We start from the raw sequence: 21,263 nt of genomic DNA, 5'->3' as shown, positions 1-21,263 counted from the left end.
TAAATATAGTGACAAAGTGGCAGGTTGTTATTGTTGATTTTAGTAATATTGAACGTCTAAAGATGTTATAAATACCTAACTGCTTGAAAAAACTTTTTTATTTAATCTACCTACTAACAGCATGTAGTCTAATTGCTCAAAACAATAATGAGCAAATAGAGCTACGTATAGAAAATGATAAACTAGTTTTAGTAGATAAATATTATACTAGTGGTCTGTTCTTATCTTATAAAAAAAGTTTAGACAATAATTTTGTCTTCAAAAAAAATAATAAGAATGCATTGCAGTTAAATATAGTTCTCGGAAATGAAACATACACACCAAGTAATTTAATGTCTTCGAATTCAAAAGACTTTGATAGGCCATATGCAGGATGGTTTTTTTTGAAAACAGAGTTAGGTAGTGTTAAAAATAATACTGCTTTATTTGTTGCCGTAGAAACAGGTATTACAGGTAAGGAAGCGCTTTCTGGGAAATTGCAAACGTGGGTGCACGATTTTTTGAATATTAATGATAATCCTACTTGGTTTCAGGAAATTGAATTTAAATTTTTAGTAAACTTGAAAGCTAAGTATATACTCAACAAAACTATAGGCAAGTATCAGGCATTTCAATATAATATTGAATCTTCAATAGGCACAAAAGATATTTTTTTAGAAAATGGAATTAGTTATGTTTTTGGAAAGTTTAATAATTTAAAATATTCGTCAAGAATAGGAGTGATAGATAGGAATACAGTAAATGAACTTTTTGGTTTTATTAATTTTGGCTACAGGTATGTCGTTCATAATACTTTAATTCAAGGTAGTTTAGATTATAAGGATACTTTTTTTACAATTAATAGAGCACCTCATATAATTAAATTTAAAGCGGGAATAGTTTTTAAAACAGCTAGAAATACTTTTAGATTTATATACAATTTTAATACAAAAGAAACACCAATTGCTAATTCTCATGCCTACGGAACTTTAAGTTATAGCCGTGATTTTTAATTTTATTTTACTAAGAATCAACTATAAAATTATACTAATATTAATGGTTTTAAAAATTTTAATTAGGTTCATATATTTTTTTTGATATACATTTGTAACCTCAAAAATCGAAGAATGGCGAAGAATTTAGTAATAGTTGAGTCACCTGCGAAAGCAAAAACAATTGAAAAATTTCTTGGAAAAGATTTCAAGGTTGAATCTAGTTATGGACATATATCAGATTTACCTTCCAAGGAATTAGGTGTAGATGTTGAAGGTGATTTTAATCCCAAATATGAAGTTTCTACTGATAAAAAAGCAGTTGTAAAAAAACTAAAAGACTTAGCTAAGAAAGCAGAAATGGTTTGGTTGGCAAGTGATGAGGATCGAGAGGGAGAAGCTATTGCATGGCATTTAGCAGAGTCTTTAGGATTAGATAAAGAGAAGACTAAGCGTATTGTCTTTCATGAAATTACTAAAAGCGCTATTCAAAAAGCGGTTGAAAACCCAAGACAAATAGATTACGATTTAGTAGATGCACAACAGGCAAGACGTGTACTGGATAGAATAGTAGGATATGAATTATCTCCAGTGTTATGGAGAAAAGTAAAAGGAGGTTTATCTGCGGGAAGAGTGCAATCTGTTTCTGTTCGATTAATTGTTGAGAGGGAAAGAGAAATTCAAGCATTTGAGCCACAAGCATCTTATAGAATTGATGCTGAGTTTTCAAATGAGAACGGGCAGTCTTTTAAAGCAAAGTTGCCAAAAACAATAAAGACTAAAGCTGAAGCAATAAAGTTTTTAGAGCAAAACGCAAATACAACTTTTAAAGTTTCAGATTTAGAAAAAAAACCTGCTAAAAAATCACCTGCGGCACCATTTACAACATCTACTTTACAGCAAGAAGCGTCTCGTAAATTATATTTTTCAGTAAGTAAAACCATGAATATGGCGCAACGCCTATATGAAGCAGGTTTAATTACTTATATGAGAACAGATAGTGTGAATCTAAGTGATGAAGCTAGAAAAGGAGCTGAAAAAGAAATTAAAGCTGCTTATGGAGATAATTATGCTAAAGAGCGTAACTATAAAGGGAAAAAAGGAGCTCAAGAAGCACACGAAGCTATAAGGCCTACAGATTTCTCAAGGCATTCTGTAGATAATTTAGAAAGAGATCAAGCGAGATTATACGATTTAATATGGAAACGTGCTATAGCATCACAAATGAGTGAAGCGCAATTAGAGCGTACCAATGTAAAAATAAATGCAGCTGCTCATAACGAAACCTTTACTGCAAATGGAGAAGTAATTACATTTGATGGTTTCTTAAAAGTGTATTTAGAAGGGACAGATGATGAGGAAACTGAGCAAGAAGGCATGTTGCCAGCAATGAAAGTGAATGAAGTGTTGCTTAACAATTATATTAATGCTACAGAACGTTATACAAGAGCTCCGTATAGATTTACAGAAGCTTCTTTGGTTAAGAAATTAGAAGAGCTTGGTATTGGACGTCCATCTACATATGCTCCTACTATTTCTACAATTCAAAATAGAAACTACGTTGAAAAAGGATCAATTGAAGGTGTAGAGCGTAATTATACACAGCTAGTTTTAAAGCAAAATGAAGTAAAAGATAATTTATTGACAGAAAAAGTAGGGTCAGATAAGGGTAAACTTGTTCCTACAGATATAGGAATGATTGTGACTGATTTTTTGGTTAATCATTTTGAAAGTATTTTAGATTATAGTTTTACTGCTAATGTAGAAAATCAGTTTGATGATATTGCAGATGGTAAAGCAGACTGGAAGAATGTAATGAGGTCTTTTTATAAAGATTTTCATCCTCGTGTTGTTGATGTTCAAGAAAATGCCGAACGAGAATCTGGAGAGCGTATTTTAGGAGAAGATCCTAAAACAGGAAGACGAGTTAGTGTACGTTTAGGTAAGTTTGGACCAATGGTACAAATGGGAACTGTAGATGATGAGGAAAAACCAACGTTTGCTAGTTTAGGACCAGATCAACAATTAAATACAATCACTTTTGAGGAAGCAATGGACTTATTTCAATTGCCTAAAACATTAGGAGAGTATAAAGAGAAGTCTGTGCAAGTAAATAATGGTCGTTTTGGACCTTACGTTAAATTTGGAGATGCTTTTGTGTCATTGCCAAAGGGAGTAGATCCATTAAGTGTTGAATTAGACGAAGCTATAGAGCTTATTAAAGAAAAAGAAAAAGCAGATGCACCTATTTATGTGTATAAAGATTTACCAGTACAAAAAGGTAAAGGGCGTTTTGGGCCGTTTATTAAATGGAATGGGATGTTTATCAATGTAAATAAAAAGTACGATTGGGATAATTTATCTGAAGCAGATATTATTGAATTAATAGAAGTTAAGATTCAAAAGGAGATTGATAAAGTTGTCCATAATTGGGAAGAAGAAGGTATTCGTGTTGAAAAAGCCCGTTGGGGAAGACACAATATTTTACAAGGTAAAATAAAAATAGAATTACCAAAAACAGTTGATGCAGCAGCTTTATCTTTAGAAGAAGTGAAAGCTCTAATTGAAAAAAATGCACCTAAGAAAAAAGCAACTAAAAGAAAAACAGCTACAAAAAAGAAAGCAACAGCAAAAAAGAAGTAATAATATATGAATTTTAATTTCTTATCACCTGTTCAAGATGCAGTCTTAGCTCATAACGAGTTATTGTCAATGCAAGCTCTTGGAAGGAAATTAAAAATACATTCAATACAAAATGGGATTCCTGATTTAGAAGATGTTTCAATTGCTATAATAGGGGTTTTAGAAAATAGAAATGATGTTAATTATATAGGAGAGGAATTTCAACTTAATGAAGTAAGAAAATCATTTTATTCATTATTTCCAGGAAGTTGGAATACTATAGTTGCAGATTTAGGAGATATTAATCGTGGAGAATCTGTTGAAGATACATACTTTGCATTAAAAACAACGATTTCAATATTAGTGCAGAAAAAAATAATACCTGTTATAATAGGAGGTAGTCAAGATTTAACTTATGCTGTATATAGGGCTTATGATAATATGATGCCAATGGTTAATATTGTAAATGTTGATTCTCGTTTTGATTTAGGTGATTCAACAAAACCAATTAAAAATAATAGTTTTGTAGGGAAGGTTATTTTAGATCAACCATATAATTTGTTTAACTATGCGACTGTAGGATATCAAACATATTTTAATTCGCAAGAAGAAATAGATTTAATGGAGCGCTTATATTTTGAAGCGTATCGTTTAGGAGAAGTCTCAAATGATATTACTACTGTTGAACCAGTAATGCGTGATGCAAATATTGTAAGTATAGATTTAGGAGTGGTAAAGGCAAGCGAGGTAAGTTTAAAACAACGTTTATCTCCAAATGGATTAGATGGAAAAGAGATTTGTGCTGTAGCCCGCTATGCAGGAATTAGTAATAAGGTGTCGTCATTTGGTATTTATGAATATAAACCATCTTACGATGATGAAGTTACAGCTATGTTAATATCTCAAATGCTATGGTATTTTATTGAAGGTGTAAACTGTCGGGTTGAAGATGATGATTTTATGAATGATAAAAGTCATCAAAAATTTACAACTTTAACAAATTCACAAGAGTTAGTGTTCTATAAAAGTACAAAAACAGGGAGATGGTGGATAGAAATACCTTTTTTAGCAAATGTTAATAATAAATTAAAAAAGCACACGTTATTATCATGCACGCACCAAGATTATCTGGATGCATGTAACGATAAAGTACCTGAAAGGTGGTATAAAGCCTATCAAAAGAATAGTGTTTAATTGTTGAAAATAGTTCGATTTTAACACAATATTTATCGTTTAAATGTAATTTTATACGATGAAATGTATTTTTTTTTAGTTAAAAAGTTGTTTTTTTGAAAATATATAAATATGTTTACGCTCTTAAAAAATTTAAGAGTAAATAATTAACCTCGAGTTTTATCATGAATATGAAGAAGTTTGTATTGTTAACGGCAGTTTTAGCATTTTTAGCGAGTTGTGGGTCTAAAGACAAAGGCCAACTAGTTGGTGTTAAAGGAAAGAAATGGCATCCAGAAAAACCTTATGGAATGACATTAGTGCCAGGAGGCGCATTTATTATGGGTAAAGCTGATGATGATTTGGCTGGTATTCAAGATGCACCTGCAAAAACGGTCACAGTTAGGGCATTCTATATGGACGAAACTGAAATCACAAATAGTGAGTATCGTCAATTTGTAGAATGGGTAAGAGATTCTACTATTAGAACCAAATTAGCAATTTTAGCTGATGAAGTTGGTGAAACAGATCCTGATTCTGATGGGATTGGTCAATTTGCATTTAAAGATGCAGATACTACAGATATGTCTCCTTATGAGAAATATATGATTGACAACTATAGCGGTCTTGGTGAAACAGGATACGAAGGTAGAAAGTTAAACAATGATATAGACTTGATTTTTGATACTGCAGAATACCCAGATGAGTATTATGTAGAAGTAATGGATACAATGTACTTACCATTAGAAGAGTCTTATAATGGACAAAGAACTTGGGATGTTACAAAATTCAAGTTCCAATACACACATATGGATATTGCTAAAGCAGCAAAAAATAAGAGTTTACGTCGTAAAGATGTTATTATAAAAGAAGAAGTAGAAATCTATCCAGATACTACAGCATGGATTCGTGATTTTGCTTATTCTTATAATGAGCCAATGCATAATGATTATTTCTGGCACGATGCATATAGCGATTACCCTGTAGTTGGTGTGTCTTGGAAACAAGCAAAAGCATTTTGTCAATGGAGAACATTAAAGCATAATGCATACCGTAAAGAAAGAAAAAGACACTATGTAAATTCTTATAGATTACCTAGTGAAGCGGAATGGGAATATGCTGCAAGAGGTGGTTTGCAAGCTGCTACTTTTCCTTGGGGTGGACCATATGCTAAGAATGACAGAGGTTGTTTTATGGCTAACTTTAAACCATTACGTGGTGATTATGCTGCAGATCAGGCATTATATACAGTAGAAGCAGACGCATACGAGCCTAACGATTTTAATCTATATAATATGGCTGGAAATGTATCAGAATGGGTAAATGCATCTTATGATCCAGCATCTTATGAATATGCATCAACAATTAATCCAAGTGTTAACGATAAGAATAATCAACGTAAAGTTGTAAGAGGTGGATCATGGAAAGATGTTGCATATTTCTTACAAGTAAGTTCAAGAGATTATGAATATGCAGATTCTGCAAGAAGTTATATCGGTTTTAGAACTGTACAAGATTATATGGGAACTGAAGTAACTAAAAATTCAAGAAGATAAAAGTATAAAGAATAGAATACCTACTTAATTAAAATTAACTACTTAAAACTTAAAACTTAGAAATTATGGCACAAAAAGGAAAAATCACAGTTACTAATATGATCTACGGATTAGGAGCAGCAATCGTAATCGTAGGTGCATTATTTAAAATTCAACACTGGCCATTTGGATCAGAGATTTTAACAATTGGTATGATTGTAGAAGCATTAGTATTTACATACTCTGCATTCGAAAGACAACAGTCAGATTTAGATTGGTCGTTAGTTTACCCAGAATTAGCTGGAGGAGCAACAACAAAAGGTAAAAAAGAAGAGCCAAAAGATGCTCAAGGAATGTTGTCTCAAAAATTAGATAACTTATTAAAAGAAGCTAAAATTGACGGAGAGTTAATGTCTAGCTTAGGAAACAGTATTAAAAACTTTGAAGGTGCTGCAAAAGGAATTTCTCCAACAGTAGATTCAATGGCTGCTCAAAAGAAATATGGTGAAGAGTTATCATTAGCTGCTGCACAAATGGAATCTTTAAATAGTTTATATAAAGTACAAATGGAATCTGCTAGTCGTCAAGCGTCTATTAATGAAGAGTCTGTTGAGAATGCTAATAAATTAAAAGAGCAAATGCAATCATTAGCGTCTAACTTATCTTCATTAAATGGAGTATATGGTGGAATGTTAACTGCAATGAACAAAAACTAATTAGTAATTAGGTATACATAAATTAATAACTTAAAAACTAATTAGACATGGCAGGAGGAAAAGCATCTGCAAGGCAGAAAATGATTAACTTGATGTATTTAGTGTTTATCGCTATGATGGCAATGAATATGTCAAAGGAAGTACTATCAGCATTTGGACTGATGGAAACAAAGTTTGCTAACGCAAATAATGATACAGCCGATAGAAATGGAGCATTGTTAGCAGATTTAGAAACTAAAGCTGAAGAAAAACCAGAAGAATTTATGGTTCCTGCAGCTAAAGCTAAACAAATTAGTGTTGTTTCAGAAAAATTTTATAATTACATAGAAACTTTAAAGAACGATTTATTAAAGCAAGGGAAATATTCAATTGATCCTGAAACTGGTAAATTACCTTTTGAGGCTATGGATAAGACTGATATTTTAGATGAAGCTTGGTTTACTGGAGATCGTTTAACCAAGAAAGGTGACGAAGTAATGGCTAAAATTAATGGCTACAAGTCTGAAGTAAAAGAAATTTTAGGTACAGATGTAAAATATAGTAAGGCATTAAATAGTTTTGAAGAATTATTTAATACTAACAAGGTTGAAAATAAAGATAAAAAGAAAATCGATTGGTTAAATTACCACTTCCAAGGTTTTCCTGCTATAGCTTCTTATACTAAAATGACAGCAATGCAAAATGATGTTAAAGTTACTGAAGCTAATATGATGAACCTTTTCTTAGGGAATACATTAAGTGAAGCAGTATCTCTTAATAAATATCAAGCTATTATTTTGGCAGATAAATCAGCGTTTTTTGCTGGTGAAAAATTCCAAGGTAAAGTTGTAATAGGTAAATATGCTAAAGTGCCGCCAACTAAGTTAGAAGTACAAGGAAAAGAAATTGATTTGTCTCAAGCAATTGATTCTACTGGAGCAGCTACGTTAGATTTTAATGTTGGTAATGTAGGAGAACATGATATTAAAGGTAAATTTACTTTCTTAGAAGATGGAAAGCCTTTAGAAATCGATATTAAAGGAAACTACGTTGTAGTACCAAGACCAAATTCTGCAACTATATCTGCAGATAAAATGAATGTAGTCTATCGTGGTGTAACAAACCCAATGACTATTTCTTTTGCTGGTGTTCCAGATAATAAAGTATCTGCTTCAGGTGCTGGTTTATCTAAAGCTGGTAAAGCTGGTAAATATAATATGATACCTACATCTGGTAGAGAAGTAACTATTAATGTATCTGCTACTCTAGATGATGGTTCAAAAGCATCAGATAAAGCAGTATTTAGAATTAAAGACATTCCTAAACCGTCAGGTCAGATTGCTGGTTTATCTACAGGTAAATTACCAAGAAATAATGTTGAAATTGGTACAGTTAAAGCTGTCTTAGAAGATTTCGATTTCGATTTACCGTTAACAGTTACAGGATTTAAATTTAAAGTGCCAGGACAACCAAGTGTTACAGTAAGTGGTAATAAACTTAATGGTTCTGCTAAAGGAGCTTTACGTAAAGCTAAACGTGGAGCAACTGTTCAATTTATTGATATTAAATCAAGATCTAATGGGCCTAAAATAAAGCCTGCAACACCTATAGTTATAGAGTTAGCAAACTAATTAACTTTATAATTATATAAATAATTTTAAAAAATAGAATATGAACTATAAATCTTTATTAGCAATTGTATGTGGTGTATTAATCACTTCTAATGCCTTTGCTCAAGCTAACATTTTAAATGCTAAATCTCCAGCAGAGATTGGTGTGAGAACTGACGAACAAAAAGCTTTAGACAACGATAAGCCATTAGAATATGGTTATGTTGACGATAGAGATATCATGTTTGCTAAAATGACTTGGGAAAAAGTGGTTTTAGACGAGCGTGTAAACTTCCCATTATACTATCCAGTAGATACAAATAATATCGGAAGTAATAGACGTTCATTATATGATGTGTTAACAAAAGCGATCGTCGATGGTGAAATTAAAGATGTTTATAACGATTCTTATTTTACAGGAAAACGTACAGCTAAAGAATTGGCAGATATCACAACCAAAGTAGATACTATGGATATTGGTTATGACCAATTAAATGCAGATGGTCGTGTAGATCCAGAATATATTAGAAAAAGAGAGCTTGCATCTTTTGATATTAGCGCTTATTTAATAAAAGGATTATGGTATTTTGACAAGCGTCAAGGTGAACTAAAGTATCGTCTTTTAGGTATTGCACCAGCAGCACCAGACATTAACTTTATCGATTCTAATGACGAAGATAATAAAGAGCCTAATCCATTATTTTGGATATTCTATCCAGATGCTAGAGATGTTTTACATGAAGCAAAGTCTTTTAATGCAAAAAATAGTGCTATTCCTTTTTCTTTCGACCATATTTTAAACGCTCGTCGTTTTAACAGTGTGGTGACAAGAGAAGAAAACGTATACGGAGATCGTAAAGTGGAGGAATATATTCCTGAAAATGCATTAATGCAACTTTTAGAATCTGAACGCATCAAAGAAAAAATTAGAAATTTTGAATTAGATATGTGGTCATACTAATTTAAAATTATAATATATCTTAAAACGCTCACTTGAAAAAGTGAGCGTTTTTATTTATTAATATAATGATTCGTTACTCTAGTCTTGGTATTGAATCCTTTATCTTCGCATAATGAAAGTAGATTATATTGTTGTTGGATGTGGTATAGCAGGAATTAATTTTTGTGAAGAATTAATTGCAAACAATAAAACATTTTTAGTTTTCGATAATAAATCGCAGCAAGCATCTACTGTTGCTGGAGGACTATATAATCCAGTAACATTAAAACGGTTTACACCAGTTTGGAACAGTAAAGAACAATTAGAAATTGCTTTGCCTGTTTATTCTAAAATTGAAAAGCGTTTAAATAAAAAGATAGATTTTAAAATACCAGTTTTTAGACGTTTTACCTCTTTAGAAGAGCAAAATGATTGGTTTGCGGCTTCAGATAAAGTAGGATTGTCTGATTATATGTCTACTACAATTCATAAAAATGATAACGAATATATTGATGCTAAGTTTGGTTTTGGGGAAGTCTTACATACAGGAAGAATTGACACTAAACTTTTAATTTCCGAGTATAAAAATTACTTACAAACGAATCAATTATTAATTGAAGAGACCTTTGAGTATGATGCTATAGAAAGAACAGAAGAGTTTGTTGTTTATAAAAATTATAAGGCAAAGCATATTGTTTTTGCAGAAGGCTTTGGAGTGATAAATAATCCGTTTTTTAATTATTTACCGTTAGTAGGTAGTAAGGGTGAATTACTTACCATTCATTCACCAAACTTAAAATTAGAATTTGTTTTAAAATCTAGTGTTTTTGTGATTCCTTTGGGTAATGATTTATATAGAATAGGATCTACTTATAATTGGAAAGATAAAACCAATAAAACGACACCTGAAGCTAGAGAAGAACTTTTAAATAAGTTTAAAACATTTACAAGTTGTGACTTTGAGGTTGTTAATCAAGTTGCAGGAATTAGGCCTACGGTACAAAACCGGAGACCTTTAGCTGGCACTCATAATACTTTTAATAATTATCATGTGTTAAATGGATTGGGCACACGAGGTGTAATGATTGGACCATATGTTGCAAAGCAATTGTACGACTTTATTGAAAACAAAAAGCCTTTAGATGTAGTAATAGATATTAAACGTTTCAATAAAACGATTAAGACTTAGTTTTAGACTTGTCGTAACTCATAAAAAGGTTAATCCAAATGTTGCGAGATAACCTAATAATTATTGGGTATAGTAAAACTTGAGATACTATAACCGCAAGTATTGCTATATTAATTGAGCTATTAAAAACGAAATAACTAATTAAAAACGGGCCAAGTGCAAGTGCAATACCAACACCATAACTTACATACATAGCACCGAAAAAAAACGAAGGTTCTATTTTATATTTAGTATTACAATTACTACAATGTTCATGCATTTTAAAAAGCTCGGTCAAAGCATATGGATTTTTGTTTACATACATTGACTCTTCATGACATCTTGGACAAGTACCAGTAATAATTGAGTATAGTTTTGAGCCTTTTTTAAACATATAATTTATGTACTTTTGCAGTCGTTAAACAATAACACAAAGTTAAGGTTTACTAGTTATATATTCTCTTATCATTAATAGTTATAATCGATGCTCAATATTCATAATCTATCCATTTCGTTTCAAGGCGAATATTTATTTCAAGACATTACTTTTAAATTAGGTAATGGTGATCGTGTAGGGCTTATTGGTAAAAATGGAGCAGGTAAATCGACAATGCTAAAAATTCTATCTAAAGAATTAGAACCAGATTCTGGTCAGATTGCTGCAGATAAAGAATTAAAAATAGGTTTTCTTAAACAAGATATTGATTTCATCTTTGGTAGAACAGTACTAGAGGAATCGTATGAAGCATTTACAGAGATTAAAGCTCTAGAAACTAAAATGGAAACTATTAATAATCAGTTAGCAGAGCGAACAGACTACGAAAGTGAAGGATATAATCAGCTAATGATTGATTTAAACGAAACGCAACATCAATATGAAATAATAGGTGGTTATAATTACCAAGGTGATACAGAGAAAATACTTCAAGGTTTAGGTTTTAAACGAGAAGACTTTAATAAGTTAACAGATACATTTTCTGGAGGTTGGCGAATGCGAATCGAACTTGCTAAATTATTGCTTCAAAATAATGATGTATTACTCTTAGATGAACCTACAAACCATTTAGATATTGAGTCTATTATTTGGTTAGAAGGATTCTTAAAGAATTATTTTGGGGCAGTAGCCATAGTGTCGCACGATAAAATGTTTTTAGATAATGTAACTAATCGTACTATAGAAATCTCACTAGGTCGTATTTATGATTACCCAAAACCATACACTAAATATTTAATTTTACGAGAAGAGATTAGAACACAGCAATTAGCATCTCAGAAAAACCAGCAAAAGCAAATTGAACAAACTGAAAAACTTATAGAAAAGTTTAGAGCTAAAGCAAGTAAGGCAACAATGGCTCAATCTCTTATTAAAAAGCTGGATAAAATTGATCGTATAGAAGTCGATGCTGATGACAATAGTGTAATGACATTAAATTTTCCAGTATCAATTATTCCTGGTAAGGTAGTAGTAGAGGCTGAAGGTATCTCTAAAAATTATGATGAAAACCAAGTGTTGTCTAATGTAAGTTTAATGATTGAACGTGATGCAAAAACTGCTTTTGTAGGACAAAATGGTCAAGGGAAATCAACATTAGCAAAAATATTAGTTGGTGATTTAGAACACAATGGCAATTTAAAATTAGGACATAATGTGCAAATAGGTTACTTCGCTCAAAATCAAGCTGAATATCTTGATGGAAGTAAAACTGTTTTAGATACCATGATTGATGCTGCAAATGAAACCAATAGGAGTAAAGTTCGTGATATTTTGGGCTCGTTTTTATTTAGAGGAGAAGAAGTAGATAAATATGTTCGTGTATTATCTGGAGGTGAAAGAAACCGCTTGGCATTAGCAAAATTAATGCTACAGCCTTTTAACGTGTTGATAATGGATGAGCCTACTAATCATTTAGATATAAAATCTAAAAATGTATTGAAAGAAGCGCTTCAACGTTTTGAAGGTACACTTATTTTAGTTTCTCACGACCGTGATTTTCTTCAGGGTTTAACATCTACAGTATACGAGTTTAAAGATGAAAAAGTAAAAAAATATTTAGGAGATATTGATTATTATCTAGAACAACGTAAAGTAGAAAGTCTTCGTGAGGTTGAAAAAAGAACGATTATAAAAGAAGCCCCTAAAGAGACTAAAAAGCAAAGCTACGAAGAGCAGAAAAAGATAAAATCTTTAAATAATAAATTGAGTAATACAGAATCTAAAATCAGTGAGTTAGAAAAAGAAATCAAAGAAATTGATGTAGAATTAGCCACTAATTATGATGAAACAGTAGCTAAACCAGATTTTTTTGATGCTTACCAAGCAAAAAAAGATAGACTTTCTAACTTAATGGAAGATTGGGAGACTATTACTTTAGAATTGGAAGGTTTAATGTAAGTAAAACCCTATTAGTAATTTTTGTTTTCTTAAAAGCTAGAATGTTTTTCTTTTTAATGGCAATATTGCATTTTGTCTTTAAAATTAGTGTTTAAAAGTATTTTTGCTAATTTTTTAATAATTGCCACGTGTCGTTCATCGAAAAAATTTGCATTTAACAAGCCTTTAACATAGATTTACAAGGTATTTGTCCTAAAACCCTAACCTATTATGAAAACATTTAAACTTACTTTTGTCTGCTTATTTGCAATGCTTTTTAGTTTTGCTCAAATTCCTAATACAGAAAAAGAAGCTTTAATTGCTATTTATAATTCAACAAATGGTGAAAAATGGAATACAAAATGGGATTTAACAAAAGAAGTTAAAACATGGACAGGTGTAACTATAGAAAATGATCATGTTGTTGCTTTAAATCTAACATTTAATAATCTTCAAGGTACCTTACCAGAAGCTATTGGAAATTTAAAACAATTACGTTCACTTAATCTAGGCCTTAATAAATTAGAAGGTAATTTACCTAAAAGTATTTCTGCTTTAACTCAGTTAACATCTCTGGAATTATTTTTAAACCAATTTAGAGGTACTATTCCAACTTTTTTAGCAGATCTTTCTAAGTTAGAAGTACTAAGATTGTATAGTAATGCTTTTATAGGAGATATTCCAATAGAATTAACACGTTTAACTAACTTAAAAGAATTACAATTAGGGAGTAACTTTTTGACAGGGACAATTCCTACCGAAATTAATGCGCTGGTAAAACTTGAAAAACTAAGTTTAATAGATAATAAATTAGTAGGTAATATTCCTGTAGAATTAAGTGATTTAACAAACTTAGAAGAGCTTATCTTATCAGATAATAATTTAACAGGTAACGTACCATTACAATTTAGTAAAATGCCTAAATTAAGTACATTAATGATTAGCGATAATAAGATGGATGCAAATTATGCAACTGTTGTTGATGATAAGGCTACAATTAAAAAGGCATTATTAAATTATAATGATACATATGTAGTAGAAAGAGATTAGAAAAAAAACTAACTAAATATATCTAAAAGGAGTCGACTTAAATAGTTGGCTCTTTTTATTTTTATAGAAAATTAAAAGTATGTTAGAACATTTTTTCCAATGTCCATATTGCTGGGAGACAATATCAATGCTATTAGATACTAGTGTAGATAAACAAACTTATGTTGAAGATTGTGAAGTATGCTGTAATCCAATACAAATTACAACAAATTTTGAATCGTATAAACTTATTAGTTTTGATGTGGTTAATATAGAACAGTGATTTACTAGTGGTACCTATAAATATTGTGTGATAATACATGATTGTAATAGAAACTATTCTTTTTTCTCTTATTTAAGAAGTAACTATTTAAATTAATATTTGGTAATGAATTAATTGCAAGTATTTTGGTTTCTTTAATAAAAGAAAAACCTTTACAAGATTGTAAAGGTTTTTAATTTCTAAAAAAGGCTATAGCTATACAGGTGGATGTATCATTGGGTTTGCAACTCCAGCAGTAATAGTGTAAATCCAATTTGTAGTATCTCCTGCAATATTTTCTTGAGCATATCCAAAAATACCATCTGCAGATTCTACATAAATTTGATTTGTTTTCTCTTTTTCGTTTTGAGCAACCCATGATGGCATATTGGCTCCATCGATTGTAATAATTGTAGGATTGTATTTTCCTTCTGGACCAAAAACCACAACAGTAATTGAAACGTCCTCAATGTTTCCATCTAATTCTAAAAACCATGTTGGAGATTTTGGAGGATCATTACTTGGAATTGGTAAATGAACACCTTCTTGATAAGGAAAACTTGTTTGCTTGTTTAAGGTCCCACCTTTAGTTCCTAAAACAATTCCATATAATTCATCACCACATCCAGTTCCTGGATCGTTTTGACTAACCATTGTTAATTGAAATACTTGTTTCATAATCGTAATTTTTAATGTTAATAAATTGTTTGTTAGCTAAAGGTCTTAAGCTATAGAAAAAGTAATGTCATTATCTCCTTTACTCCATATAACACCATCTAAAGGTTGGTTTGGATTGTTTGGTAACTTGTATTGATCTTTATTAAATGTGAAATCAAAATTGTAAGGTCCACCCCAATTTATACCTGCGTAGTATAACACGTAATCTCCAGCAGGAAGATTTACTGTAGTACTATCGTTTAAATTTTGGTTTACACCATCTAAAGCATATGTTCCTGCGAAAGTGCCTTCAGAAAGCGCAATGGTAACATCTACTGTATTGAAATTACCACTTTTAATATTACAAATTTGATATGATAAATCTTTATTACTTTGGTTAACTGCGAAAACAAAAAGTTGGTTATCGCATGCTGAAATTTTTATTGTATTCGATTTGGTACTTGACATAATATTGAAATTTAATTTTCCTACTCTTTTAAAAAGGCTTTTCGGATTACACCTTAACTTTATTGAATGCGCATTATCTTATTAAAGACAGTGCTAATTTCAAGAATGAAAGGCTTGTAATTATTTAAAATGACATAAGTGTAGAAAAATAGACCATAAACGTAGTAGAATACAGACTAGAATTATAGAGCTCTATTTTTTAAAACTAAAATCTATGCGTTAACATATGTTTATACTATAAAATCCTTAAATTTAACTGCTAATCTAAACTTATATATACTTATGTCAGAACAAGAAAAACTATCCAAAACAGCACATTCTATTAAAGTAATTTCTATGTCTATAGATAAGGTAAATAGTAAAATGTTTTTTTTACAAAATGCGCCAACCAAACCAATGGTTTCAGCTTCGTGTTTAAAAGATGAAGAACTTTACATGTACCAAGTTGACGTTGCTGTATATTTACCACAAGAAATAAATAACTTGCATCTTAAGAAATGGGGCAATAATAATTATATTTCTCAATATCAAAAAGCGGGTGAAAATAAAAACAAGATTAATGGTTCGTATCGTCAAATAACGATTCAGTTTGACGGAAATATCTCAAACATTCTTACTCAAGATATTGTAATGTTCGATTTATACACTATTCAAATTTGTTATACAAGTACACAAAAGGAAGATCCTAAAAACATTTTTGTAGATTATGTATTCGATGATCCAGAAACAACAAGAGGTACAGTTACAACTGTTAGAGATGTAGATGCTACTTCTACTAGTGGATAAGTTTAATTAGTTTCAAAAAAAATACAAATAAAAACTTTCGTTAATTTAATTCATTTAAATATGAAAAAAGGGCTATGTCTTATATGTTGTTTTATTTTCTTTTATAGTTATAGCCAAAAAATAGTAGACAATACTAATTTTAATACCCATTTTAAAGAGATTTGTAGTAATACAAAGCATAATTACTACTTTCATAAATCACTTAGTTTTTTTATTAATAAAGAGATCGATTCTGCTTATTCTAATATTAATAAGTATTTTTTATCTGAAAATCGAAACGACAAATTAAAAAACTATGCATATTATATTCAAGGTGATTGTGCTGTAAAGAAAAAACTATGGAGTGAAGCACAAGAGAGTTTAGAAAAAATTCCAGATGGCTTTGTATCAGATCATTTTAAATATTTAAATCTAGCGAATGTCTTTTTAAATCAAAAAAAATATAAAGAAGCCTTAAAGTTTTATAAAAAAGTAGAAGTATTAGGAGTAAAAAAAACAGATGATTATAATCAAAAAATTATGTATCATAATATTGGCTTGTGCTATCTACATTTAAACGATTATAAAAATGCAGAAATTTACTTGTCTAAAGAAAGAAATTTAGCAATAAAAAGTAAAGATACGTTAAGTACTATTTATGCAACAATGGATTTGGCGAACCTTTATTATCAGCAATATCTAGATGATAAAGCAATACCTTTATTCTTAGAATCTTATAATTTATCAAAGATTACCTCTAATTTAGAAATAAAACAAAATGCTGCTTTAAATATGGCAGTAGTAGAAGAAAATAATAAAGATTTTGAAAAAAGTATTGCCTATAGAAAAGAATATGAATCTTGGAAAGATTCTATTTGGAATCGAGATAAAATATGGGAACTAGCCAAGCAAGGAAGAGTATTTGCTGTAAAAGAGAAGCAAAAAGAAATAGCATTACAAGAGGAACAAATTAAAGTGCAAAAAACTAAACAAAGAGCATTGTATATTGGTGTCTTTGCCTTAGCGTTGATTGTGGCTATTATTGCTTTTTTCTTACATGATAGAATTCAAAAAAATAAGGTGATTACACAACAAAAAAATAAGCTATCAGATTTAAATGATATGAAAAACAAACTGTTTTCAATTGTTTCTCATGATTTACGCACTCCTATAAATACTATTAGAAATAACAATGTAGATTTAAAAGAAGCTTTTAAATTAAATAATAAGACAGAAATATCAGATAAAATTAATCAGGGTATTCAAGTAACCGAAGGCGTACATTTACTTTTAGACAAGGTTTTAAACTGGTCGCTTTTAGAATCTGGACAGCTATTTACCAATATAGAGTCTTTTCCATTAAAACCAATTTTAGCTCAAGTTATATACAATTATAAAAGTATTGCAGCATCAAAAAATATAACAATTATAAATACGGTTTCTTCTAATGTTATAGTGAATTCTGATATTGAATCGACTAAAATTGTATTAAGAAATATACTAGATAATGCTATTAAATACTCTGCTAATGGAAGTGAGATAAATTGTAAAGCAATCATGAATGAGAATTTTTGTAATTTAGAAATTACCGATACTGGTATTGGAATATCTAAAGCTGATTTAGCAGAAATACTTATAGAAGAAAAAGCAACTAATGAGCAAAGTGCGGTTAAAGGGTTTGGTTTACGTTTATGCCGATCTTTAATACAAAATAATGGCGGAGATTTAACTATTTCAAGTCAAAAAGGAATAGGTACTACAGTAAGTCTTTCTATACCATATAAATCACTAGAACATTAAACAATGAAAAGTATTAATATACTCATATTAGAAGACGAACCTAAAGAAGCCAAAAAATTAAAAACAGCATTAGAGGATAATAATTACAATGTTATAGCTGTTTGTGATACAGTTGTAAGTGCCGAAAACGTTTTAAAAACTAAAAGTATTGATTTCTGCATTTTGGATATCTTTTTAGGAAAAGAATTAGGAGGAATCCAATTGGCAGAAAAAATTTCAGAATACAATATTCCTTTTCTGTTTTTAACAAGTTCTAAAGATCGATTTGTGTTCGAAAAAGCAAAATTAACACAACCTTTTAGCTATTTATTAAAACCTTTTAATGAACTAGAACTATTGTTTACTCTAGAGTTAGCTATTGAAAAGTTTTTCCAGCAAGCTAATGCTTTCTCTGAAGAAAAGGCGCCAACCGTTTTAAGTGAAAAATATTTATTTATAAAAAATAAAGATCGAATTAGCAAAGTAGAAATTAATGATATTTCTTTTGTGGAAGTAGAAGATCGTTATTGTAAAGTTGCATACAACCAAAGAAATTATCTTATTAAAATGGCTTTAAAAAAAGTAATAGAAATATTACCTGATTATTTTATACAAGCGCATAGAAATTGCATTGTGAATTTAGATAAAATTAAAGATATTTTTCCAAATGATAATTTAATCGTTTTGGCAGGAGATGAAAAGATTACTCTAAGTGAGCGTTATAAATACGATATTTTAAAGAAATTGAATATTATGAACTGATAAAAATGGAGTTATTTCTATATCAATTTTTAAGCTAAGTAGCTGTAGTAAAATAAGATAAAAACTATCTTAAAAAAACAGAAATAAAATTTGGCCATAAGTATTTAAAAGACGTATATTTGCAGTCCGAAATGATTTGGTCGGCATTATGAACCGAAAGTTAGAAGCTAAGTAAATTATTTTAAATATTAAATCGCGGGATAGAGCAGTAGGTAGCTCGTCGGGCTCATAACCCGAAGGTCACTGGTTCGAGTCCAGTTCCCGCTACTAGTAAAATCAAAGCTTCACAGGAATGTGAAGCTTTTTTTATTGCAATGGGTACAACAAATCAAGGGTTCAAATACCTTTAAATACCTTCAAATAATCATTTTTTTTACAAATTTCCTCCAAGCTCCCTCTATTAGATGAATGATAGAAAAGAGATAAATAGAAGGAATATGAAAATTAGTATAAGCACACTAATAATGAGGATTAAGGGATATAAATGTTTTTATATCAATTTGTTCAAAATTTCGAATAGGTTTAGAAATTAAAAAAGTGCTTTAAAATACTATTTTACTCGAAGAAAATTGTACATGAGGATTGAAAATTTAAACTTACATATAAAATACCTTTACCAGGTATTAAAATAATGAAGTATTTACTAAGGATTAACATCCTTTAATGTATTTTCGGTTCTGATTAGAAGCTATTCGATCTTTGAGTGCTGATTTAAGACGTGGTCTAACATTTTTAAGCTCAGGTTTATTATGTATTTTAGAAGGAGTGTATATCTCATGTTCATAATGAAAATCGAAAATTAAAGTTTTGAATGGATGCAATAAATATAATTACCTAATGTATTTATATTTGAAAAAAAATATTTAAATGAGAAAGCTTTTGCTATGTGTAGTCTTATTTTTTTTAGCTAAACATATTTGTTTTGCAAACGAAACTACTGCTGTCAATTCTATATCAAAATCGGACAGTATTCAAAATCAACGCGTTAAAATCATTGATGATTTGTCAAAATCTAAATTATTTACAAAAAAAAGAATGCAAGATAGTGCTTTGTTTTATGCAAATAGGGCTATTAGATTCAGCATAGAATATAACTTGCTGGAAGAAGAATTACTTTCGGCAAATCAAAAAGGGTTAGTCTATTTAGCTTTTAGAAACTTTGATGAGGCTACTAGTTTATTTGAAAATGTACTAGAACGATCTACATCAATAGATAGATGTGAACTATATCATAATATAGGTGTTACTAAGAATAATGCAGGTCAAAAACGTATGGCTATTGAATTTTATTTAAAGGCTAAAGACTGTTTTAGTAGTTCAAACACTAGTGATCGGGGATCCATGGTTTTATATAGTTTAGGTTGGCTTTTCATGGATTTAAAGCAATATGACAAAGCATCTAAATATTATTTAGAAGGATTAAGTAACTTAGGATCAGATACTCTAAGGAAAAATAAAGCTAGGATTTATAGGGGATTGGGTGTTAATGCTTCAAGAAAAGGCAACTACAATGTTGCAATAGAGTATTCAAAAAAAGCATTGACAATTTTCGAATTAGAAAATGATAACATTATGGTTTTTGATGTATTGAATAACATCTCTGCAAATTATTTAAGAATGACCGAGTATAAGAATGCTCTAGATTATAGTAATTATGCTTTAGCTAAAGCCTTTCAAATTAAAGATAGTTTAGCAATTTCTGCAAGTAAAATTAATAAAATCAGTGCACTTATCGGTTTAAAAAGATTTAATAAAGCTTTTATTGTACTTAAGGAAATAGAGAAAGATACGGTACGGGATTATTTTGTTCCGCAACTTAAAGTTGAATTTTATAGGAATATGGCATTAATTAATTCAGATGCAGGAAATTATAAAAATGCCTTTTTATCTCAAAAGCGATTTAAAGAATATAGTGATTCTATAGTTTCTAAAAATCAAACTTTAGATATTATTGAATTAGAAAATGAGTATCAATTTGAGAAAAGCAAGAACCAGATTCTCAATCAAAAAAACAAAATAATAGAACAAGAAATAAAATTAAAAAACAAAACTATTTTAATTTTAATTATTTCATTAATTTCTATCATTTTAATCAGTGTTGTTGGATATAAATTCTATCGGGAAAGAGAGAAACAACAACTTAGAAGAGTACTAAGCCTAAAATTCCAAAATGGTTTCAATGAATATTTAATAGCCAAATATGATTTATCTAAACAACAATTAGATCTTTGGTTAAAGATTACCGAAGGTCTTGAAGAGAATGAAATTGCCCAAATTTTCTTTAAATCTCCCGAAACAATTAATAGATGGCGACGCAAATTATATGTAAAATTAAATACAATAGAAAAAACCGAAAAGCACTATACAAAGGCAAAGGCAATTATTCTTTACAATAAAGAATTATCTCTCTATAAGGAACTTATAAAATAATTTATTGATATCTTAAAAGATGAAGG

At 29.9% G+C, this 21,263-nt stretch carries 18 protein-coding genes and 1 tRNA gene; 16 read left to right on the top strand and 3 right to left on the bottom strand.

The features are described 5' to 3' along the window. The first annotated feature begins 83 nt into the window (after positions 1-83). The 8 genes from Q0997_RS13045 to Q0997_RS13010 all read left to right on the top strand — a co-directional run bounded on the left by Q0997_RS13045 (position 84) and on the right by Q0997_RS13010 (position 10,735). Positions 84-992 carry a lipid A-modifier LpxR family protein gene (locus Q0997_RS13045; RefSeq protein WP_299889567.1) on the top strand — a complete coding sequence of 303 codons (909 nt, stop codon included), beginning with the start codon at positions 84-86 and terminating at the stop codon, positions 990-992. Between the two features lie 114 nt (positions 993-1,106). After that, positions 1,107-3,614 carry a type I DNA topoisomerase gene (gene topA / locus Q0997_RS13040; RefSeq protein ID WP_299889565.1) on the top strand — a complete coding sequence of 836 codons (2,508 nt, stop codon included), beginning with the start codon at positions 1,107-1,109 and terminating at the stop codon, positions 3,612-3,614. Positions 3,615-3,620: 6 nt separating this feature from the next. Further along, positions 3,621-4,787 carry a formimidoylglutamase gene (locus Q0997_RS13035; protein WP_299889563.1) on the top strand — a complete coding sequence of 389 codons (1,167 nt, stop codon included), beginning with the start codon at positions 3,621-3,623 and terminating at the stop codon, positions 4,785-4,787. A gap of 164 nt (positions 4,788-4,951) precedes the next feature. Further along, positions 4,952-6,322 (top strand): gliding motility lipoprotein GldK, encoded by a 1,371-nt coding sequence (gldK, locus tag Q0997_RS13030; protein WP_299889560.1) that lies wholly within the window; start codon positions 4,952-4,954, stop codon positions 6,320-6,322. Positions 6,323-6,387: 65 nt separating this feature from the next. Beyond that, positions 6,388-7,017, top strand: coding sequence for a gliding motility protein GldL (gldL, locus tag Q0997_RS13025; RefSeq protein WP_299889558.1), 630 nt, complete (start codon positions 6,388-6,390; stop codon positions 7,015-7,017). Between the two features lie 47 nt (positions 7,018-7,064). Beyond that, positions 7,065-8,627 carry a gliding motility protein GldM gene (gldM, locus tag Q0997_RS13020; RefSeq protein WP_299889556.1) on the top strand — a complete coding sequence of 521 codons (1,563 nt, stop codon included), beginning with the start codon at positions 7,065-7,067 and terminating at the stop codon, positions 8,625-8,627. A gap of 40 nt (positions 8,628-8,667) precedes the next feature. Beyond that, complete coding sequence (gldN, locus tag Q0997_RS13015; protein ID WP_299889554.1) at positions 8,668-9,567, top strand: gliding motility protein GldN; 900 nt, start codon at positions 8,668-8,670, stop codon at positions 9,565-9,567. Positions 9,568-9,679: 112 nt separating this feature from the next. Next, positions 9,680-10,735, top strand: a complete 1,056-nt coding sequence (locus Q0997_RS13010) for an FAD-binding oxidoreductase (protein WP_299889552.1) — start codon at positions 9,680-9,682, stop codon at positions 10,733-10,735. Here Q0997_RS13010 and Q0997_RS13005 read toward each other — a convergent pair. After that, entirely contained in the window at positions 10,725-11,108 is a 384-nt protein-coding gene (locus tag Q0997_RS13005) for a DUF983 domain-containing protein (RefSeq protein ID WP_299889550.1), read from the bottom strand. The two genes, Q0997_RS13010 and Q0997_RS13005, sit on opposite strands and share 11 nt — an antisense overlap. A 90-nt stretch (positions 11,109-11,198) precedes the next feature. On the opposite strand from Q0997_RS13005, the gene Q0997_RS13000 reads away from it, so the two are divergent. The 3 genes from Q0997_RS13000 to Q0997_RS12990 all read left to right on the top strand — a co-directional run bounded on the left by Q0997_RS13000 (position 11,199) and on the right by Q0997_RS12990 (position 14,397). After that, on the top strand, positions 11,199-13,106 hold the full coding sequence (locus tag Q0997_RS13000; protein WP_299889549.1) for an ABC-F family ATP-binding cassette domain-containing protein: 1,908 nt from the start codon (positions 11,199-11,201) through the stop codon (positions 13,104-13,106). Between the two features lie 210 nt (positions 13,107-13,316). After that, positions 13,317-14,135, top strand: coding sequence for a Two component regulator three Y domain protein (locus Q0997_RS12995; protein ID WP_299889547.1), 819 nt, complete (start codon positions 13,317-13,319; stop codon positions 14,133-14,135). Between the two features lie 79 nt (positions 14,136-14,214). After that, positions 14,215-14,397 (top strand): CPXCG motif-containing cysteine-rich protein, encoded by a 183-nt coding sequence (locus tag Q0997_RS12990; protein WP_299889545.1) that lies wholly within the window; start codon positions 14,215-14,217, stop codon positions 14,395-14,397. A 195-nt stretch (positions 14,398-14,592) separates the two neighbouring features. Here the strand turns inward: Q0997_RS12990 and Q0997_RS12985 are convergent, their stop codons facing one another. Both Q0997_RS12985 and Q0997_RS12980 read right to left on the bottom strand, forming a co-directional pair. Next, positions 14,593-15,054 (bottom strand): hypothetical protein, encoded by a 462-nt coding sequence (locus tag Q0997_RS12985; RefSeq protein ID WP_299889544.1) that lies wholly within the window; start codon positions 15,052-15,054, stop codon positions 14,593-14,595. 45 nt (positions 15,055-15,099) lie between these two features. Further along, positions 15,100-15,501, bottom strand: a complete 402-nt coding sequence (locus Q0997_RS12980; protein ID WP_299889542.1) for a hypothetical protein — start codon at positions 15,499-15,501, stop codon at positions 15,100-15,102. A 282-nt stretch (positions 15,502-15,783) separates the two neighbouring features. Between Q0997_RS12980 and Q0997_RS12975 the strand changes: the two genes are divergently transcribed. The 5 genes from Q0997_RS12975 to Q0997_RS12955 all read left to right on the top strand — a co-directional run bounded on the left by Q0997_RS12975 (position 15,784) and on the right by Q0997_RS12955 (position 21,237). After that, positions 15,784-16,287, top strand: a complete 504-nt coding sequence (locus Q0997_RS12975) for a hypothetical protein (RefSeq protein WP_299889540.1) — start codon at positions 15,784-15,786, stop codon at positions 16,285-16,287. 60 nt (positions 16,288-16,347) lie between these two features. Further along, complete coding sequence (locus Q0997_RS12970) at positions 16,348-18,066, top strand: tetratricopeptide repeat-containing sensor histidine kinase (protein WP_299889538.1); 1,719 nt, start codon at positions 16,348-16,350, stop codon at positions 18,064-18,066. A gap of 3 nt (positions 18,067-18,069) precedes the next feature. Further along, complete coding sequence (locus Q0997_RS12965; protein WP_299889536.1) at positions 18,070-18,807, top strand: LytTR family DNA-binding domain-containing protein; 738 nt, start codon at positions 18,070-18,072, stop codon at positions 18,805-18,807. Positions 18,808-19,001: 194 nt separating this feature from the next. After that, a tRNA-Met gene (locus Q0997_RS12960) sits at positions 19,002-19,074 on the top strand. A 600-nt stretch (positions 19,075-19,674) separates the two neighbouring features. Then, positions 19,675-21,237 (top strand): hypothetical protein, encoded by a 1,563-nt coding sequence (locus tag Q0997_RS12955; RefSeq protein ID WP_299889534.1) that lies wholly within the window; start codon positions 19,675-19,677, stop codon positions 21,235-21,237. The last annotated feature ends 26 nt before the right edge of the window (positions 21,238-21,263 follow it).

The sequence above is a fragment of the uncultured Lacinutrix sp. genome (genome assembly GCF_947500325.1).
Classification (GTDB): Bacteria; Bacteroidota; Bacteroidia; order Flavobacteriales; family Flavobacteriaceae; genus Lacinutrix.
The sequence above is the reverse complement of the archived record's forward strand: the minus strand, read 5'-3'. Positions and strand labels throughout refer to the sequence as shown.

Excerpts from the sequence above, each read along its gene's own strand:
- topA (WP_299889565.1), top strand. The coding sequence starts at position 1,107 with ATGGCGAAGAATTTAGTAATAGTTGAGTCACCTGCGAAAGCAAAAACA.
- Q0997_RS13035 (WP_299889563.1), top strand. The coding sequence starts at position 3,621 with ATGAATTTTAATTTCTTATCACCTGTTCAAGATGCAGTCTTAGCTCAT.
- gldK (WP_299889560.1), top strand. The coding sequence starts at position 4,952 with ATGAATATGAAGAAGTTTGTATTGTTAACGGCAGTTTTAGCATTTTTA.
- gldL (WP_299889558.1), top strand. The coding sequence starts at position 6,388 with ATGGCACAAAAAGGAAAAATCACAGTTACTAATATGATCTACGGATTA.
- gldM (WP_299889556.1), top strand. The coding sequence starts at position 7,065 with ATGGCAGGAGGAAAAGCATCTGCAAGGCAGAAAATGATTAACTTGATG.
- gldN (WP_299889554.1), top strand. The coding sequence starts at position 8,668 with ATGAACTATAAATCTTTATTAGCAATTGTATGTGGTGTATTAATCACT.
- Q0997_RS13010 (WP_299889552.1), top strand. The coding sequence starts at position 9,680 with ATGAAAGTAGATTATATTGTTGTTGGATGTGGTATAGCAGGAATTAAT.
- Q0997_RS13005 (WP_299889550.1), bottom strand. The coding sequence starts at position 11,108 with ATGTTTAAAAAAGGCTCAAAACTATACTCAATTATTACTGGTACTTGT.
- Q0997_RS13000 (WP_299889549.1), top strand. The coding sequence starts at position 11,199 with ATGCTCAATATTCATAATCTATCCATTTCGTTTCAAGGCGAATATTTA.
- Q0997_RS12995 (WP_299889547.1), top strand. The coding sequence starts at position 13,317 with ATGAAAACATTTAAACTTACTTTTGTCTGCTTATTTGCAATGCTTTTT.
- Q0997_RS12990 (WP_299889545.1), top strand. The coding sequence starts at position 14,215 with ATGTTAGAACATTTTTTCCAATGTCCATATTGCTGGGAGACAATATCA.
- Q0997_RS12985 (WP_299889544.1), bottom strand. The coding sequence starts at position 15,054 with ATGAAACAAGTATTTCAATTAACAATGGTTAGTCAAAACGATCCAGGA.
- Q0997_RS12980 (WP_299889542.1), bottom strand. The coding sequence starts at position 15,501 with ATGTCAAGTACCAAATCGAATACAATAAAAATTTCAGCATGCGATAAC.
- Q0997_RS12975 (WP_299889540.1), top strand. The coding sequence starts at position 15,784 with ATGTCAGAACAAGAAAAACTATCCAAAACAGCACATTCTATTAAAGTA.
- Q0997_RS12970 (WP_299889538.1), top strand. The coding sequence starts at position 16,348 with ATGAAAAAAGGGCTATGTCTTATATGTTGTTTTATTTTCTTTTATAGT.
- Q0997_RS12965 (WP_299889536.1), top strand. The coding sequence starts at position 18,070 with ATGAAAAGTATTAATATACTCATATTAGAAGACGAACCTAAAGAAGCC.
- Q0997_RS12955 (WP_299889534.1), top strand. The coding sequence starts at position 19,675 with ATGAGAAAGCTTTTGCTATGTGTAGTCTTATTTTTTTTAGCTAAACAT.